14 protein-coding genes are annotated in these 16,771 nt (G+C 53.6%); 7 read left to right on the top strand and 7 right to left on the bottom strand.

Translation table 11 applies throughout. The annotated features are described in order from the left end of the window. Nucleotides 1-114 precede the first annotated feature (114 nt). The 3 genes from R3C20_13265 (at nucleotide 115) to R3C20_13255 (ending at nucleotide 2,208) form a co-directional block, all read left to right on the top strand. A complete protein-coding gene (locus R3C20_13265; GenBank protein ID MEZ6041469.1) occupies nucleotides 115-279 on the top strand; it encodes a hypothetical protein in 165 nt (54 codons plus the stop codon). Nucleotides 280-351: 72 nt separating this feature from the next. Further along, entirely contained in the window at nucleotides 352-1,110 is a 759-nt protein-coding gene (locus R3C20_13260) for an aldolase/citrate lyase family protein (protein ID MEZ6041468.1), read from the top strand. A gap of 159 nt (nucleotides 1,111-1,269) precedes the next feature. Further along, nucleotides 1,270-2,208 (top strand): ThuA domain-containing protein, encoded by a 939-nt coding sequence (locus R3C20_13255; GenBank protein MEZ6041467.1) that lies wholly within the window; start codon nucleotides 1,270-1,272, stop codon nucleotides 2,206-2,208. A gap of 85 nt (nucleotides 2,209-2,293) precedes the next feature. On the opposite strand, the gene R3C20_13250 is transcribed toward R3C20_13255, so the two are convergent. After that, entirely contained in the window at nucleotides 2,294-4,144 is a 1,851-nt protein-coding gene (locus tag R3C20_13250; protein ID MEZ6041466.1) for an ATP-binding protein, read from the bottom strand. 158 nt (nucleotides 4,145-4,302) lie between these two features. Beyond that, complete coding sequence (locus R3C20_13245; protein ID MEZ6041465.1) at nucleotides 4,303-5,427, bottom strand: SMP-30/gluconolactonase/LRE family protein; 1,125 nt, start codon at nucleotides 5,425-5,427, stop codon at nucleotides 4,303-4,305. 385 nt (nucleotides 5,428-5,812) lie between these two features. Between R3C20_13245 and R3C20_13240 the strand changes: the two genes are divergently transcribed. Beyond that, nucleotides 5,813-6,646: a small multi-drug export protein gene (locus R3C20_13240; protein ID MEZ6041464.1), complete on the top strand. Its 834-nt coding sequence runs from the start codon at nucleotides 5,813-5,815 to the stop codon at nucleotides 6,644-6,646. A 136-nt stretch (nucleotides 6,647-6,782) separates the two neighbouring features. On the opposite strand, the gene R3C20_13235 is transcribed toward R3C20_13240, so the two are convergent. From R3C20_13235 to R3C20_13225, 3 genes are all read right to left on the bottom strand, one after another. Next, a complete protein-coding gene (locus tag R3C20_13235; protein ID MEZ6041463.1) occupies nucleotides 6,783-7,130 on the bottom strand; it encodes a hypothetical protein in 348 nt (115 codons plus the stop codon). 291 nt (nucleotides 7,131-7,421) lie between these two features. Beyond that, nucleotides 7,422-8,705 (bottom strand): ATP-dependent Clp protease ATP-binding subunit ClpX, encoded by a 1,284-nt coding sequence (gene clpX, locus R3C20_13230; protein MEZ6041462.1) that lies wholly within the window; start codon nucleotides 8,703-8,705, stop codon nucleotides 7,422-7,424. Nucleotides 8,706-8,895: 190 nt separating this feature from the next. Then, nucleotides 8,896-9,342, bottom strand: a complete 447-nt coding sequence (locus R3C20_13225; GenBank protein ID MEZ6041461.1) for a hypothetical protein — start codon at nucleotides 9,340-9,342, stop codon at nucleotides 8,896-8,898. Nucleotides 9,343-9,816: 474 nt separating this feature from the next. Between R3C20_13225 and R3C20_13220 the strand changes: the two genes are divergently transcribed. The 3 genes from R3C20_13220 (at nucleotide 9,817) to R3C20_13210 (ending at nucleotide 14,612) form a co-directional block, all read left to right on the top strand. After that, the gene (locus tag R3C20_13220; protein MEZ6041460.1) at nucleotides 9,817-11,748 is read left to right on the top strand and encodes a DUF1549 and DUF1553 domain-containing protein; all 1,932 of its coding nucleotides are present in this window, start codon (nucleotides 9,817-9,819) and stop codon (nucleotides 11,746-11,748) included. 49 nt (nucleotides 11,749-11,797) lie between these two features. Beyond that, nucleotides 11,798-13,087 carry a DUF1501 domain-containing protein gene (locus tag R3C20_13215; protein ID MEZ6041459.1) on the top strand — a complete coding sequence of 430 codons (1,290 nt, stop codon included), beginning with the start codon at nucleotides 11,798-11,800 and terminating at the stop codon, nucleotides 13,085-13,087. Nucleotides 13,088-13,148: 61 nt separating this feature from the next. Further along, nucleotides 13,149-14,612, top strand: coding sequence for a DUF1501 domain-containing protein (locus R3C20_13210; GenBank protein ID MEZ6041458.1), 1,464 nt, complete (start codon nucleotides 13,149-13,151; stop codon nucleotides 14,610-14,612). A 110-nt stretch (nucleotides 14,613-14,722) separates the two neighbouring features. Here the strand turns inward: R3C20_13210 and mqnE are convergent, their stop codons facing one another. Beyond that, nucleotides 14,723-15,859 (bottom strand): aminofutalosine synthase MqnE, encoded by a 1,137-nt coding sequence (gene mqnE / locus R3C20_13205; GenBank protein ID MEZ6041457.1) that lies wholly within the window; start codon nucleotides 15,857-15,859, stop codon nucleotides 14,723-14,725. Nucleotides 15,860-15,862: 3 nt separating this feature from the next. Beyond that, nucleotides 15,863-16,735, bottom strand: coding sequence for a UbiA-like polyprenyltransferase (locus tag R3C20_13200; protein ID MEZ6041456.1), 873 nt, complete (start codon nucleotides 16,733-16,735; stop codon nucleotides 15,863-15,865). Nucleotides 16,736-16,771: the final 36 nt, after the last annotated feature.

The following is a 16,771-nucleotide window of genomic DNA, read 5'->3' as shown; positions in this document are numbered from 1 at the left end:
GGGACCACTCCCTGCAGCAATTGGATCTGGAATTCATGGGGTGACTTTGTGCGGCGTCAAGTTCTTGCCAGAACTATCCGCTGTTTTTGAAAATCGATTGGAAAGCATGACATTATGCTGCTGTACGGTATCCCGCTTTCAGCCTGTATCAGCCTGGTCTACTGCGCGACTCGATATGAAATGCCACAGCGCATCCTCGCCACCAGCATTTTGATGTTCGTCAAGATTGTTGCCGGTTTGTCCGCCTTGTACGCAGTACTGTGGTACGTTTCCCGCTGACAAACTCTGTACACAGAGCCGTTTGTGTGTGGTTACCTGCCCATTTTCTTCACCTATTAAGACTTATCGTTCATGCGAAGCAGCAAGACTCTTGCCCGAATTCGAGCCGGGCAGACGGTACGGATGTGTTGTCTGGGGCATTTCATTCCTGCATTCGTTAAGCATGCTGCTCATTTTGGGTATGACTGCATTTGGCTGGATCTGGAGCATCGTGGACTGAGTGACTCACAGGTCGCGACATTGCTGGTTCATTCGCATCTTCACAATATCGATATCATGGTGCGACCATCAACGCTGGAGAAATCCCGACTCTACCGCTACCTTGAGGACGGTGCTGCAGGCTTGATGATCCCTCATGTCAGCTGCCCTGAAAAAGCCAGGGCTCTGGTTGATGCGGTCAAATTCCCACCGATTGGTGACCGCGGTCAGGATGGAGCCGGACTGGATGCCGATTACCACGTCGACTTCCCCGCCGACTATCCTGAGAAAGTCAACGCAGAAACATTCCTGGTTGTACAGATCGAGACTCCTCAGGCCGTCGAGAACGTGGATGCCATTGCCGCGACCAACGGAGTGGATGGTTTGTTTGTCGGGCCTGGTGACCTGGGTTTGAGACTCAAGCGGGTCCCCACAAATCTGACGCTCGAGGCAGGCATTGCAGCGACCGCAGCAGCCTGCAAAAAACATAACAAGGCATGGGGAATGCCTGTCAGCTCCAAAGCGGATCTGCAGATTCGCCGGCAGCAGGGCGCACAGATCCTCTCGAATAGCGGTGATTTCATGGCGATCATGAAGACGCTGGAGAATTCGGTCAGGGACTTTGACGACTAGGGTGGGGGGACGATAAAGCCCGGTATGAGGTAGATCGGACTTTGCCTTTCCGGGGCCCCGGGACTTCGATTGAACTTCCATCCTTCCATTCAAAGGACATTGCTGTAAATTGGTCGGGCTTCATGAAACCCACTGACATGTATTGGGGAATTGAATCTGATGATCGTCCAAATCCTGTTGACCCGACTGCGTCCGTTTCTGATGACGGCCTGCTTTTTGGCGATCGCCGCATCGTCCGCACCTGCGGATCAGAAGCTGGTCATTATCGCTGGAAAGCCATCGCACCCGCCGCGGATGCATGAATTCAACGCAGGCGTACAATTGCTGACTTCGTGCCTGAAGAACGTTCCTGGACTCAGGGTTGAATTCGTCCTGAATGGATGGCCCAGAGACGAGTCTATCTTTGCCGACGCCGACGCGGTGGTCTTTTACATGGACGGCGGAGGTAAGCATGAAGTCGTTCAGGAGAACGGTCGCCGTCTGAAATTGATCGACGAATGGGTAAAAAGAGGTGTCGGAATTGGCTGTATGCACTACGGAGTGGAGGTGGTTCCCGATCAGGCCGGGCAGGAAATGAAACGATGGATTGGCGGGCACTACGAAAACATGTTTTCCTGCAATCCAATTTGGGAGCCTAACTTTTCAGTTCTTCCTGATCATCCTGTGACTCGTGGCGTCCAGCCTTTCAGGATCAGTGATGAATGGTACTTTAACATAAGGTTTATTGCGGACCTGTCTGGCAACGAGCCGGCTGAGGTGGATGGAGTGAAGTTCTTCCCTCTGCTTGTTGCGGTCGCATCGGATGACGTTCGGGACGGCCCCTATGTCTATCCCAAAGGCCCCTACGCACACATCGAAGCAAACAGCGGAAGAGCTGAGGCGATGATGTGGGCCGTAGAACGTCCGGATGGTGGCCGCGGATTCGGATTCACCGGTGGACATTTTCACGACAACTGGAGCAACGATAATTTCAGGAAAGTCGTTCTGAATGCGATGCTTTGGATCTCGGGAACAGAGATACCTGCAGACGGGGTGGAATCGACGCTGGAGCCTGGTCAGATTGATCTCAATCTGGATCCGAAGCCAAAACGCCGATAAGCCTTCAATGCATCTCCCGATGCTTTGTTTTCGGTGACTACGGTTCCTGTTGCAGGGACGCTGCTATCGTTCTGCTCTGGCTCATTCAGTCCCGCCCCCAAAGTGCTTCGGCAATCCAGTCCAGGTCCTCAATCTGGGCCTTCGATGCATCACGACTTCTGCCTGCACCAGCTGCGGTCAGCGCATTATTGACCAGAAGTCGAAGGACACTGGCAAGCGGGCTTGAAGTTCCCTGCTTCAACGCCCTCTGAACGAGCCGATGTTCGCGGTTCAGAATGACTTCATTGCGGCCAGTCGGCGCCTGTTGGAAGTGGGCATCTATCAGCCGTTGAAATCCCTGCGGTATATCACCGCCCTTCCGAAGATCTTCGAAGGTCTGAGCCAGCTCGTAACGCTCGTTAAGAAACGCGACAACCGGTTGTGAAGCGTTGTATGACGCGACAAGAATTGACGCCCCGGTCGAATTCATGAATTCCAACCATTCTGCAGAAGCGTCCTGCATCTCGGATATCCCAAGAACCGACTCTGCGAAATTGGCAGACGAAGGACTTGCTGATCGAAGGTCAATATGTTTCTCGTAGGTATCTGCGATCATCGCTGCCAGCAACGATTCCTCGAAACTACGCAATGTATGCACACACGGTGATGGAACGGTGGAAAATACATCGTCGATGTAGCGTTCCTGTCGGCGATCTGCGTTATACCAAACGACGCAGTCTGCATCCGATTCGAAAAGTGGGTCTGCCTGGCTGGCTTTGATTACTTCATCGAATGTCATCTGCCCCTGAGATGTCTGCCAGCGGTAGACAGTCCGCAGAATGGCTCTCAGGCGTGGTTCACCCAAAGATGCTCCGGTCAGCGTGTAGCGATGCCAGTTAACGATGGCTTCCAGTCGCGAAGGCTGTTCAACAGCAATTCGTTCCAGGTGTTCGTAGATGAATTCACTGATCGCTGACTGGACGCGACGAAAAGCATCGTCCCGTACGAGGTCTTCGCGACTTGCTGTGGGCGAACAGCCTTCCAGTTCCAGCACCCCGCGAACAAAACTGGCCCACTGTGGGATCAGTTCCCGAATTCTTCGCGAAATCACCATCCGTCGCACCGTGACGGCTACCGTAGCTTCATCTGCAAATCCAGGCGTTCGCTGAGGTGAGATATACAGCGCGCCGGCAATTCCAACGGGCTTTTCAATCCGGATTGGTATCACATCCAGAGGCGATTCACTGAAGTAACTCGCCAATTCGAGTTCTACTTCTTCGGGATCAGGAGTGGGTTGAAACCACGACGCGTTGATGATGTTAACGCGAGCCGTATTATCGTTCAGGTAAATCGGAACCGTTAGAAAGTCCGCGTATTCCTTGATTGTGGATTCCAGCAGATCGGCGTCTTCCGCGAGCCCGTGGAACTGAGGTTTTAAGAACAGGGTCACCGTGGTGCCAACCTGATCCCGGCTGCCTTCAGACAACTTTATGCTGGTCCCCGCGCCGGCTTCCCAGCAAACGGCTTCCTCAGTATCCTCGCATCGGCTCTCGACACGGATCCGATCAGCCAGAAGAAACCCGCTGAACAGTCCAATTCCAAATTGACCGATCAAGTGAGAACCATCACCAGAGACGCTCTGCCTCTGTTCGTCACTTCCACGGCCCTTCAGCAAACCCGTGATCCCAATCCCCAGTGTGCCAAGAAACTGTTCAGCCTCCTCGACACTTAAGCCGATCCCATCGTCGTTAAACGTCAGCGTGTTGGCGATGGCATCCTGCTGGATGTCAATTCGTCCTCGAAAATCCAGATCCCGCCGCCTTCTGCGCATGACGGCGTCGTGCGCATTCTGAATGAGTTCTCTGACAGGAGTGTCCAGTCGACTGTACAGCGACGACCCCATGATCTCGATGACACCGGCGATATCAACTTTGAACGGTATTTCTCGACTCCACACGTTGGCAGAATCTCCCTGAAGAATTTCAGCGTGAAAGACTGGAAACAGACGGAACGCGAGGCCATCACGCAGAAAATAAACACTGCAGCAGACTCACAGACATCTTGCGGCCAGGGGCCAATTGCTACCGCTCAAAAGCAGTAACGTCGGGCTTGCCTTTACGTGAGGTGGGCACCTCGCGTGTTTACGTAAACGGCATAGACTGACTGACTGGCGGTCATGAATAATCGATTCCTTTTCGTGCCACCAAAACAAACGTTGCTACAGATTTCCGGCAGCAGAATCTGTCCGATGCGAACGCCGTCTTCGGCAGCAAACACATGAACGCCGTCGTACCCGGCACCCACCCACCCAGCACTTGCCCAGATATTGCCGTGAATATCAGCACGAATCCCATCGGCAAAACCACCGACTGGCCCTGGTTCACTTCCTGATCCTTCCATCATCATTGACGCGAAGGTGCGCCCGTTTGCCAGGCTCTTTTCTCCGACAATATCCCAGACTTTGATCTCCTTTCGGGCGTTCGGATAATGCGATGCTCCGGTGTCAGCGACATACAGTTTCCTGTAGTCCGGCGAAAAGCAAAGTCCGTTTGGTTTATTGATGTCCACTGTCATCTGGTGCAGTTTGCCGGTGCTGGCATCGATTCGATAAACCGCCTCCTTCTGGTAAGGCTGCACCGACCCGGTATCGGCCAGGGCACCTTCGTAGTCCATCAGACCACCATAGCCCGGATCGGTAAACCAGATGTCGCCGTTGGGATGCACAGCACCGTCATTCGGCGCATTTAATGATTTCCCTTCGAACGAATTCGCCAGGACTTGCCGCGTCCCATCATGTTCGTACCGAACAACACTGCGGGTCAGGTGCTCAAAGGAAATCTGGCGTCCCTGAAAGTCAAACGTATTCCCATTGCTGTTGTTCGCGGGATTCCGCATGACACTGACGTGACCATCCTCTTCCAGCCAGCGATGTTGAACATTATTGGGGATATCGCTCCACAAGAGATATCGCCCAACAGCGTTCCATGCCGGACCTTCTGCCCAAAGCATGTTCTTGCTGTGGTAAATCCGCTGAACAGGCGTGTTCCCGAGAATGAGCTTGCTGAAACGATCATCCAATTTGATGAGACGCGGATCCGGATATCGGACCGGCGGTGCATCTGCTGCGTATTCGTCGGCATTTGCTGAACGAACTCCGGCCGCGGTTGCCGCCATCCCGGTAACCGCAAGTGTCGATGAGAGAAATTGACGACGATCGAGGCAGGCATTCGGTTGTGTCATGTCGGTTGGGCTCGATTTTTCAGGTGGTCACAAAATCATGGTGGACAGATAAACGGAAACCGGTTCCCAATGGCTCCGTGCGGCAATACGGGATTTCCAGCGGGTTCCTTCGGAAGGATACTAGTGGAGCCTCAGCCCGTACGGAAGCGCACACTGAAGAAGTCGACCGCTGGAAAAGTCGCATTCTGCACGATCTACCGTTCTATCGGGGGCGTCATTTTCTGTTCATCTGGAATGATGTCGACTGCAGCGGAGTGACTGTCGACACGGGCAGGTAAGTTTGGCAACATCCCGATTGGTTCGGCATTCTTACTCGGGGCATCCCATTTGTCGGCCTGATACGATTGGTCCAGCATTCAGCGATTCAAGTTGCTGACGTATCTCAATGAATCTTCCATCAAACGCATTTCAGCCCCCAACTGGCATCGACACGGATTCCGCAGCGGAAAAGATCCCAAAGTTGCAGGCCCAGCAGCCTGCGAACGCGGACGCCGTCGACATGGAAGAACTGCACTCGACGGAAGACGATTTCCGACGACGTTCACCATTGCTTTGGCGATTGACCCTCTATGGGCCCTTCGCAGTCTCCATTGTTGCCACAGCATTGCTGGCGGTGCTTGCGGGGACGAAGTTTGCGGGGAGAATTGTCGGAGCGGCCGCATTGTCGGCGTGGGTCATGGGACGATTCATTATTCTGACAGGCTCTGAAGCCGCATTCCTGGACTTCAGCGGCCCACTTTCTGCTGAGCACCTGTTCCTGCTGGTCATGTGGATGGATGTCATGACAGCGCTTGTCCTGGCATTTCATATCGGATTCCTCTTCAGAATCCCCCTGATCGGTACTCGCGTTCTGGCACTCGTGACGGACGGGCATTTTATTCTGGATGCCCATCCATGGATGCGTCGAGCGACATTTGTTGGATTGACCGGTTTCGTGATGTTCCCACTCACCGCAACAGGAGCCGTCGGTGGGTCCGTTTTTGGCCGCCTTCTTGGGATGAGCAGGTTCGCTACTTTTACCGGTATCGTACTCGGAAGCTTTCTGGGCAACGGCATCATGTACTTTTTTGCCGAACAGATTGCAAAGGTGGCTGATCGGGACCACCCCGTCATCAAGTACGGAGGATTTGTGCTGATCGCGTTGATCACAGTGATCCTGGAACGCCGCTACCGCACTCTGCGAGCGAAATACCAATCCGGCGAACTACAACAACATTAGAGCTGTCTGACGGCAACGAAACGCTCATTGAGAGCAGCCAGATGCTACGCGAAGTGTTCTCTTCAAACACACGCGAACAGTCCCTGAGAGCAGTTGAAGGCATTGCCTGCATCAAGGACTTCCTCGGCTGGCCATCCTAATGCTGCGTTGGGGATACCAATCCAGAAATCGCAAGTTCAGCCGAATTTCGATTGGCACCACGCCCCTCGTTGTTTGAACAGGCGATGTCGAGTTTCTCGTCGCGTTCAATGGGGCGACCATAGCGGGAAATACACGTCACACGATGTCCATGGACAACCACGGCTGACTCGCCCCACAACGCAACATCATTGGCTCTGGGAATCGTCAGAAGATCCCGGGCGAGTAGGTTGTCTCCATGACTGATCGCCACAGCGGCAGGATTGTTTGCCTTCCCGATTCCATCGATCACCTGCAGACCAGCCATGATCCAGTTGCCATCGCCCATTCTCTTTGGTTCCTCCATGGGCCAGAAACCGTCCTGCAGAACAATGCCTTTCCGAACCCATTGCCGAGTTGACTCATCGAAGACACAGGCTCTGGTGTGCTAATGTACGAGCCACCTATTGCGGCATTTTCGAAGGCAGGTTCTCTCTATCTGGCCGGAGACTGGAACACACATTTGCTGAATGCGCGTGACGCGAGAGCTGACCTGAACATCAGCTAATGATCATGCCGCAAAAGAAAAAACGACCTGCTGAGATTTCAGCAGGCCGTCCGTCGGTTCATGAGTTGAGAACGCGATTTCAAATGACCCCTATGCTGCGGCAGAATCAGGCTTCTGAATGACGTTTCGTTCGCCACGAACCATCTCTTCAGTGATCAGGAATTTCTGGCCGCGTTCCAGTTCAGGCAGTTCGAACATCAAATCGAACATCACGCTTTCGACGATGCTACGGAGCCCGCGGGCACCGGTTTCGCGTGTTCGGGCCAGACGTGCAATTTCCCGGAGGGCCCCCTCACTGAAATCGAGCTCGCACTCTTCCATCTCGAACATCTTCTTGTACTGTCGAGTCAACGCGTTCCTCGGCTCGGTCAGCACACGCATCAAAGCATCTTCGTTAAGCGGAGCCAGCGATCCCAGGACTGGAAGGCGCCCGAGAAGCTCCGGTATCAAACCGAATTCCATGACATCTTCCACATTGGCCTGGCTAAGCAGTTCTTCGCGGAGCCGCTCTTCTGCAGTGTCGGACTTATTGCCGAATCCAATGACCTTCTTGCCCATTCGGCGAGCAATAATGTCTTCCAGACCGACGAACGTCCCGCCACAGATGAACAGAATGTTGGTGGTATCGATCTGGATATACTGCTGCTCCGGATGCTTACGACCGCCCTGTGGCGGAACATTCGCAACCGTACCTTCAAGCATCTTCAGCAACGCCTGCTGTACGCCTTCGCCTGAGACATCCCGAGTGATACTGACATTCTGGCTTGTCTTGCCAATCTTGTCGATCTCATCGATGAAGATGATACCGCGCTGAGCGGCTTCGATATCGAAATCGGCTGCATGAAGCAGCTTGAGAAGCAGGTTCTCTACGTCTTCGCCCACATAACCGGCCTCTGTCAGCGTCGTGGCATCCCCGATTGCGAAGGGCACTTGCAGCGACTTGGCCAGTGTCTTGGCGAGCAGTGTTTTTCCGCTTCCCGTAGGTCCGATCAGCAGGATGTTCGATTTTTCGATTTCGACATCCTCCTTGCCAACCTCAAGGTTGTGCATCAAACGCTTGTAGTGCGTGTGGACGGCAACCGACAGAAGCTTCTTGGATCGATCCTGCCCAATCACGTACTGGTCGAGTTCTGAAACGATCTCCCGCGGCGTTGGCACGCGGTTGAACATCTTTTTCGTTGACCCACGGCGACGACGTTCCTGGTCGAGTATCGATTGACAAAGCTCGATACACTCCCCGCAGATATAGACATCCTCCGGGCCTTCTACAAGCGGACCAACTTCGCGGTAGCTCTTTCGGCAGAAAGAACAATTCGCGTTTCGTTTGCCGCTTTGTGAAGACTTACCTGTTCCAAATTCCTTACCTGATGGCATTGTTATCCCTTTGGTGGTCAGTCATCCGCTCGTTTGTCCTTCCTGGCTCCGGAGGAGAGAGTCCGTAGAACAAACTTCACTGGACGAATGGGTTGCAGGTGATGGCTACTCCAAAACCGTCGGCATCCCTGCCAACCGAATTCGACGACAGCCTCTTGTGGAGGCGGCCTGTTTGTAAATGGGTGATTTATTAATCCTGCTCATCCCCGGGTGACGGTTCACCCGTTGAATCTGCAGCCGTTCCTGTTCCTGATTCAGGGACCTCATCAGACTGAAGAGGCCTGACTTTTCGATTCACAGTGCCCTGATCTTGACCACCCGCATCATCGGCAGTTTCTGCGGCAGATGCGGTCCTGGTTTTTGACTGGACAGATCCGTCTTTCTTCTGATCTAAACGACTTTTGATGGATCGGAATTCTTCCTGTGTGAGGTCACCCTCACGACGTAATTCAGCAAGCACCAGCAGCATATCGTGTTCTGCTTCGGCAGGATCAGTATCTTCGTTCACTCGCGCAACCAATCGAACAATCGCCCAAATCAGCACGACCAGTCCAAGTAGCGCGATGGCGAAATGAATCCAGCTGCGCAGCGGCCAATTCAGCGCGTCGTACAGACTTTTGGTTTGGATCAGCCACACTGGTTCAGACTTCCCTCAGTTCGATTGAGAACCCCTGGATTTCTGCACAAGTACCCCTTCCAACAGGCAATCCCTGTGCCAGACAGGTCCAGATTCTGACGAGTTTCCCGTTGAATCGCAAAGCAATAACATATCGACCATTTCAATCAGATCCACCGGGCAGAAATCGCCGCAGCTTCCGGCGAAAGGCGATGAGCGGCCCAAAATCGCAATTTCTGCTCGCGTCAAATTCATGGCGACAGAAGATATTGGAAGAAGCGCACTCCAGAGGCCGGCTGTAACTTCTACAAGACCTGCCTGACCCCCCGATGCTTCAATGCAACTTTTACACCCCAGGACAAAATACGGAGCTTGTCAACGTGCCTTCGCCCTGACAGAATTCCTGCCCGTCGTCCTTGACGGCTCCCAGACATCTTTGCATCGAATCAAGACGCTATCGTCCGCCCAGAGCAACCTGAACGTGAGACCAGTCTTATGCGCGTGGGTTTCCGCTTCCTGAAGTCGTCTGCTTTCATCTTTGGACTCATCCTCTGTATTCCATTTGATTCGGCGCCTGCCCAAAAGGCACCACCAGCAAGTCGCATCCCCCGTGGTTCCGGAAAAGTCGAGGGACCGCCTGTGAAGCCGCTCGATTCGGGGCGACGTTCCGCCGTACTCGAAGCAGCTTCCCGAATCGATAAGCTGGTTGAGTCCCAGTATTCCAGGCACGGCGTGACGCCGAACTCCACGCTTCCGGATTCACTTTTCTGTCGCCGAGCCTACCTGCAGATCGCCGGGCGAATTCCGAAGCTGGAGGAAGTCGGTGCGTTTGTCCAGTCTGGCGACGCGGACCGTCGGGCACAATTGGTGGATGAGTTGTTGGGATCTCAGGACCACGTCAGCCACATGTTCAACTACTGGGGCAACACTCTTCGACTCAAGGACCACCCCACCAACAATAATCAGATTGCTCAGCCCTACCACGAATGGATCAAGGAATCGATCGCTAAAAACACACCCTATGATAAATGGGTGTACGAAATGCTGACTGCCGAAGGCAGGATTTGGGAGAACCCCGCCGTCGGTTATGTCATGCGTGATTCCGGAATGGACCTGGACTACGTGGATAACACGGTTCAGGTCTTTCTGGGGACTCAGATCGGATGCGCGCAATGCCATGATCATCCATTTGATCGGTGGACCCAGCATGAATACTATGAGATGGCTTCGTTCACATACGGCACGCTGACCAGAGCCGGAGTTGGAGACAAGAAGAAATTCACTCAGGGCAATCCGCTGACCCGACTCCGTGACGAAATGAAGAAGAAGGACCCTTCGTTCAATACGAATGGTTCGTACAGCCGAATGATTAACGCGAACCTGTTTGAGGTCTGGGAGAATCCGGGCAGGAAACTCAAACTGCCACACGACTACGCCTACGACAATGGCAAGCCGAACGATCTCGTGAAACCGAAACCAATATTTGGTTCCATTCCTGAAGCCAGGCCGGGGGAGTCGCAGCGAGAACTAATGGCGCGCTGGATGACATCTCCTGAGAACCCTCGCTTCGCAAAGAACATTGCCAACAGACTATGGAAACATGCTTTTGGGATTGGACTGATTGAACCCGTCAGTGATATCAAGGACGACAGTCTTTGCTCAAATCCCGAACTGCTTGACTTTCTCACAGCGGAACTCATCCGACTCAGTTTCGACACACGGGAGCTTCAACGCATTATCTACAACACGCGGACCTGGCAGCGGGAAGCCACGGGCACGGATATCGATTTTACAGAACCATACTACTTTCCGGGCCCTGTCCTCCGCCGGATGACCGCTGAACAAATCTGGGATTCGTTGCTGACACTGGCTGTCTACGATTTCGAGTCATTTACGCGCCCTTCCACAGGAAAGCTCGCGGACGCTGTTGACCTGGATCTTGACAAAGCCACTCCGGAGGATGTCAAGAAAGCAGCAGAGCAATACGACGCGACGTTCAGTGCTGCTGCCCAGCGAAAACTGACCCGTCAACGCAATACGTACAAGGGCCAGATTACGCTTGAACGTGCCTCTGAACTGCCCCTGCCTTTGCCGCCGGACCACTTTCTTCGGCAGTTTGGGCAAGGGGATCGCGAATTGATTGATGCTGCCAATACGGACGGTAGTGTGGGTCAGATCCTCACCATGTTTAACGGAGAAATCACCCATATGATGCTGGAGAAGGGATCCGTCATCTACGACAACGTCCTTCGGGTCGGCCCGGTGAGCGATCGCATCAATGTCATCTTCTACAGCATCCTTACCCGCGCCCCCAAAAGCAGCGAAGAGGATGTCGCCAGAAATGAAATCCGAACGGCAGGTGCAGCTGGTTTCGGCAATGTGATCTGGGCACTTATCAACACGAAAGAGTTTCTTTTTATTCAGTAGGACTCTTGAGCGGACGGCTTCCTGAGCAGTTTGCCTGAAGGAATCATCGATGCTGACGACAATGCAAAAAACAGATCTGCCCGGCAGACGCACATTCATTGAACAACTGGCTCGATCCGCCATGGGTGTCAGTATTCTGAATTATGCCGACGCGCTGTTTGCAGCAAGTTCGCCCACGGCTGCCCGCAGGGCCGAACATGTTATTTACCTGTTCATGAACGGAGCGATGAGCCACATCGATACGTTCGATCCCAAGCCGGGCACCGATGCGGGTGGGGAGACGAAAGCAATTCAGTCGTCTGTGCCGGGTATCAGTCTGGGAAATCATCTGCCATTGCTTGCGAAACAGATGCACCAGCTCGCACTGATTCGTTCAATGACAACTGAAACGGGCGCCCACGAACAGGCCGTCTACCTGATGCGAACCAGTTACAAGATGATCGGTTCGATTCGCCACCCATTTCTCGGCGCGTGGCTGGCACATGTTCAAGGCAAATTAAACAAGGATTTGCCGGGGAGCGTGGTGATTGGTGGAGCGAACCGACACCCGGGACAGGGATATCTGGATGCAGAATTTTCGCCGGCACCCGTCGCAGACCCCAAACTTGGATTGCAGAACACACGATCTCCGAAGTACCTGGACGAAAAGAATTTCAAGGCTCGACAGCGGCTGATTGGTAAGTTTGAGAGTGGATTCCGATCGCGGTATCCGACGACTGAAGTCAATGCTTATCTTGACTATTACCGCGAAGCTGTCAGGCTGCTGCAGAGCCCGGATCTTGAAGCATTCGATATCAGCAAAGAAACTGCGGAAGTCCGAGAACAATATGGTGAAAACAGGATCGGGCAGGGTTGTCTTCTTGCACGACGACTGGTTGAGAAAAAAGTTCGCTTCGTTGAAGTCGAATACGGCGGCTGGGACAATCACAACGATATCTATTCATCAACAAATCTCATCCAGAAGACTGCCGAAATGGATCAGGCAGTGACGACATTACTGGACGACCTGAAGCAGCGAGGACTGCTGGAAAAGACACTGGTAGTTCTGGGGACAGAATTCGGCCGAACGCCGACGATTAACCAGAATGCCGGTCGAGATCACCATCCGGCAGCGTTCTGTTGCATGCTTGCCGGAGCCGGGATCAAAGGCGGACAGGTCATTGGACAAACCGATAAAGAAGGTCGTTCAGTAGAAGACGGGCACTGTTACCCACAGGATCTGAATGCAACAATTGCGGCTGCCTGCGGCTTGCCTCTGAAGGAAGAATTCTTTTCCGGGTCGGGTCGGCCATTCAGGATTGCTCACGAAGGCGAACCCATTTCAAAGATACTGACCTGACTCTGATTTCCCCCACGCCTCGTCGCTGCGTGCCGGTAATGTCGACAGGAGATGACGAATAATGACGAATCGCTCGGCTTCAGCTTCGCCTGTAACCACCTCACCAGCCATCAGACGTCGGGGAATGCTTGTCGCGTCTACAGTTGGCGGGGCTGGGTTTGCATTTGGTAGCCCCGTTTTCGGCAATACGTCACGCGTTCAGGGCGAGACAAGCGACGGTGGGCTTGTGCGAAGGGGGCCTGCGCGGTCGACAATCCTGTTTTTTCTTTGCGGCGGAGCCTCACATATCGATATGTGGGACCTGAAGCCGAAAGCACCGATTGAGTATCGGGGGCCATTCAATCCTGTTTCGACGTCGGCTCCCGGAGTTCTGCTTTCAGAACACCTTCCCCTCTTATCACGACAGGCACATCACCTTGCGCTGCTGAATTCGGTTGGCGCAAAGGTGAATACTAATGATCATCACGCGGGCTATTATTACAACCTGACCGGTCATGAGCCGGACCCTACGTTTCTGTCGCTGGGAAATAATCGCACGCCGATGGCTGATGACTGGCCATTCATGGGTTCCGTCGTCGCCTCGCGGCGGCCCCGACATCCATGGCTGCCGAACGCCATCACATTACCCCACAAACCCAGCAAAGCCCCCTACACACGGCCAGGTCAGTTTTCCGCAAAGCTTGGCGTGGAACATGACCCTTTATACCTGCAGGGGAATGCAGTCGAGCCACTCAGGTTCCACGCACCTTCACTGGAACTTATGTCGGGCAATGATCCCGGAAGAATGACTTCCCGACGAGAACTGCTCTCTGCCGTGGACCGCTCACGACAACTTCTTGACGGAATCGCCCCGGCCGGCACCTGGTCGAGACAGCAGGACCGCGCGTTTTCACTGCTCACATCGTCGCAGACTGCTGAGGCATTCGATGTTTCGTCAGAGCCGGAATCGCTTCGACAACGCTACGGCGAAACGGTGAACGGCATGAGTCTTCTGATGGCGCGGCGACTTGTTGAGGCTGAGGTTCCTTTCATCACGGTATTCTGGAAGGAAAACGAGAAGCTCGCCAAAGCTTGCAAAAGCGCGGGTGGATGGGATACCCATGGTGACAATTTTAATTGCCTGAAGAACTACCTTCTGCCTGAATTCGACCGGTGCTATTCCGCGCTCATCGAAGATCTTGCTGATCGCGGATTGCTTGAACAAACCCTTGTCCTGGTCACCAGCGAAATGGGCCGGACGCCAAAAATCGGGGATCGTCGTTCCGGAGGAGCTGCCGGTGCTGGTCGAGATCACTGGACACACTGCCTGACAGATGTCATGGCGGGAGGCGGCATCAAGGGAGGACAAACGTATGGAAGCAGCGACCGACTCGCCGAATACCCGGCAGAAAAGCCGTTGACCCCAGCCGACGTCACACGCACCGTCTACCATGCCATGGGAATTCAGGACCTTCAGGCAGTGGACGCCGAAGGTCGACCGTTCAATTTGCTTTCAGAAGGCGATGTCATCTCAGATTTATTCTGATGTGTTAGCCCCGGCGGCCGAAAATGATTCGCCAGTCGAGCAGGCGGAGAATTCTTCGAACAGATCCCGCCGTTCAGGCCCGGAAAAACAACAATTTCAGGATGCGTCCATCAGGATCCCTGCACAGCTGCATTCTCCCCAACCGACCATTCGGCCCCATTCCGAATCACCCTCCGGTAAAGCGTGTCACGTTCGACGGGTTCCCGGCCCGCTTCACGAATCAATTGATGCAATGATTCCACAGTCAGTCCTTCCGGTGTCTTCGCTCCGGCGTCGTGGTAGATCAGTTCATGGACAACCGTACCATCCATGTCGTCTGCACCATAGGACAGCGCAAGTTGAGCTGTTTGCTCACCGAGCATGATCCAGTACGCTTTGATATGATCGAAATTGTCGAGCATAAGTCGCGACAAGGCGACCATTCGAAGATCGAACAATCCGTCCGGCTTATTCAGGTGAGCAAGTTCGGTATTCTCGGGGTGGAAAGCCAGTGGGATGAATGTCTGGAATCCTCCCGTCTCGTCCTGAAGATTTCGCAGCTGAATGAGGTGATCGATTCGATGGCGAGCTTTCTCGATGTGACCATAAAGCATGGTTGCATTTGAACGCAGCCCCAGTTGATGAGCCGCGCGATGCACGTCAAACCAAACGTTCGCATCAGCTTTGTGCTCACAGATTTGCCCTCGTACTTCCGGATCAAAGATCTCCGCGCCACCACCAGGCATGCTGCCAAGTCCCGCATCCATCATTTGTTTCAGGACCCATTCGACAGGTTTTTTCGTGATAAAGCTAAACCAACTGATTTCGACGGGCGTCCATGCTTTCACGTGGATCTCCGGGCACGTTTCGTGAATCACCCGAATCACATTCAGGTACCAGTCGAAGCTCTTCTTATGATGCAGGCCACCAACAACGTGAATTTCAGTGGCCCCCGATGCACGACCTTCGAGGACTCGTTCACGCAGCATCTCATCCGTGAATGTGTACGCCTTTTCGTCTTTCAGGTCTGCTCGGAACGCACAGAACCGACATCGATAAACGCAGACGTTTGTAGGGTTCAGATGGATGTTGGTGTTGTAGTATGCGATGTTTCCATTCCGCCGTTCTCGCACAATATTCGCAAGCTGTCCCAGCGAATGAAGGTCAGCTGTCTCATCAAGCCACACGCCTTCATCAAAAGTCAGTCGTTCACCAGCCATCACTTTATCAGCAATTGACGCGAGTGTTGGTTCGGGTGACAAGTTCATTGTTTATCCTTTGAGCCACAGGTCGAGAGTACCCACGACAAAAACACCGAAGCTGATGGCTGCATTCACGTTGAAGAACGCCATGTTTACCCGCTTCAAATCGCCGGGCTTAACCAGAGAATGTTCATAGAACAACAGACCGGTAATTGCGATACTGCCCGTTAGGAAAATCTTGCCCATGCTTGCGTACCACCACAAGAGAAACAACATCGCGATGGTCATTACGTGACTGACGAATGCGATCTGCAACGCCCGCGGTATACCAAATCTGGCTGGAATACTGTGCAATCTGGATGTCTGGTCGAACTCAGCATCCTGACATGCATACAGAATGTCGAATCCACCCACCCAGAAAAACACAACGCCGGCAAGCAGCAGCGGCGGCAGCGCGATTTCATCACGCACGGCTATCCAGGCGGCGATTGGGGACATCATCAATGCAGCTGACAGCCAGTAGTGGCACAAGCTAGTCCAGCGTTTCGAATACGAATAGCCAAGCAGGAACAGGAGTACTGGAATCGAAAGCCGAAGGGGCCATAGCTTAGGGAGAAACACCAGTGTGGCAGCCAGAAACGCCAGACTGGTGATAATGGTAAACGCCACCACGGCCTTGACAGAAAGCAGTCCGGCTGGAATATGGCGTCCGGACGTTCGGGGATTCGCGGCATCGATCCGGCGATCCACCAGCCTGTTGAAGGCCATCGCTGCGGACCGAGCAAATACCATACAAAGAAGAATTCCGACGAGATCCCGAACTCGAAAAACGGTACCGGGCTCAAACCACGCCATCACAGCCGCCAGTAATGCGAACGGCAATGCGAAAACAGTGTGGCTGAAACGAATGAGTTCCAGAAAATGTCGAACGGTTGAAGACAATGTGCAGGCCGAACCATCGTGGAATATTGGAATCGA

Source organism: Planctomycetaceae bacterium, assembly GCA_041398825.1.
GTDB lineage: Bacteria > Planctomycetota > Planctomycetia > Planctomycetales > Planctomycetaceae > F1-80-MAGs062.
This window is presented reverse-complemented; position numbering and strand designations above follow the sequence as displayed.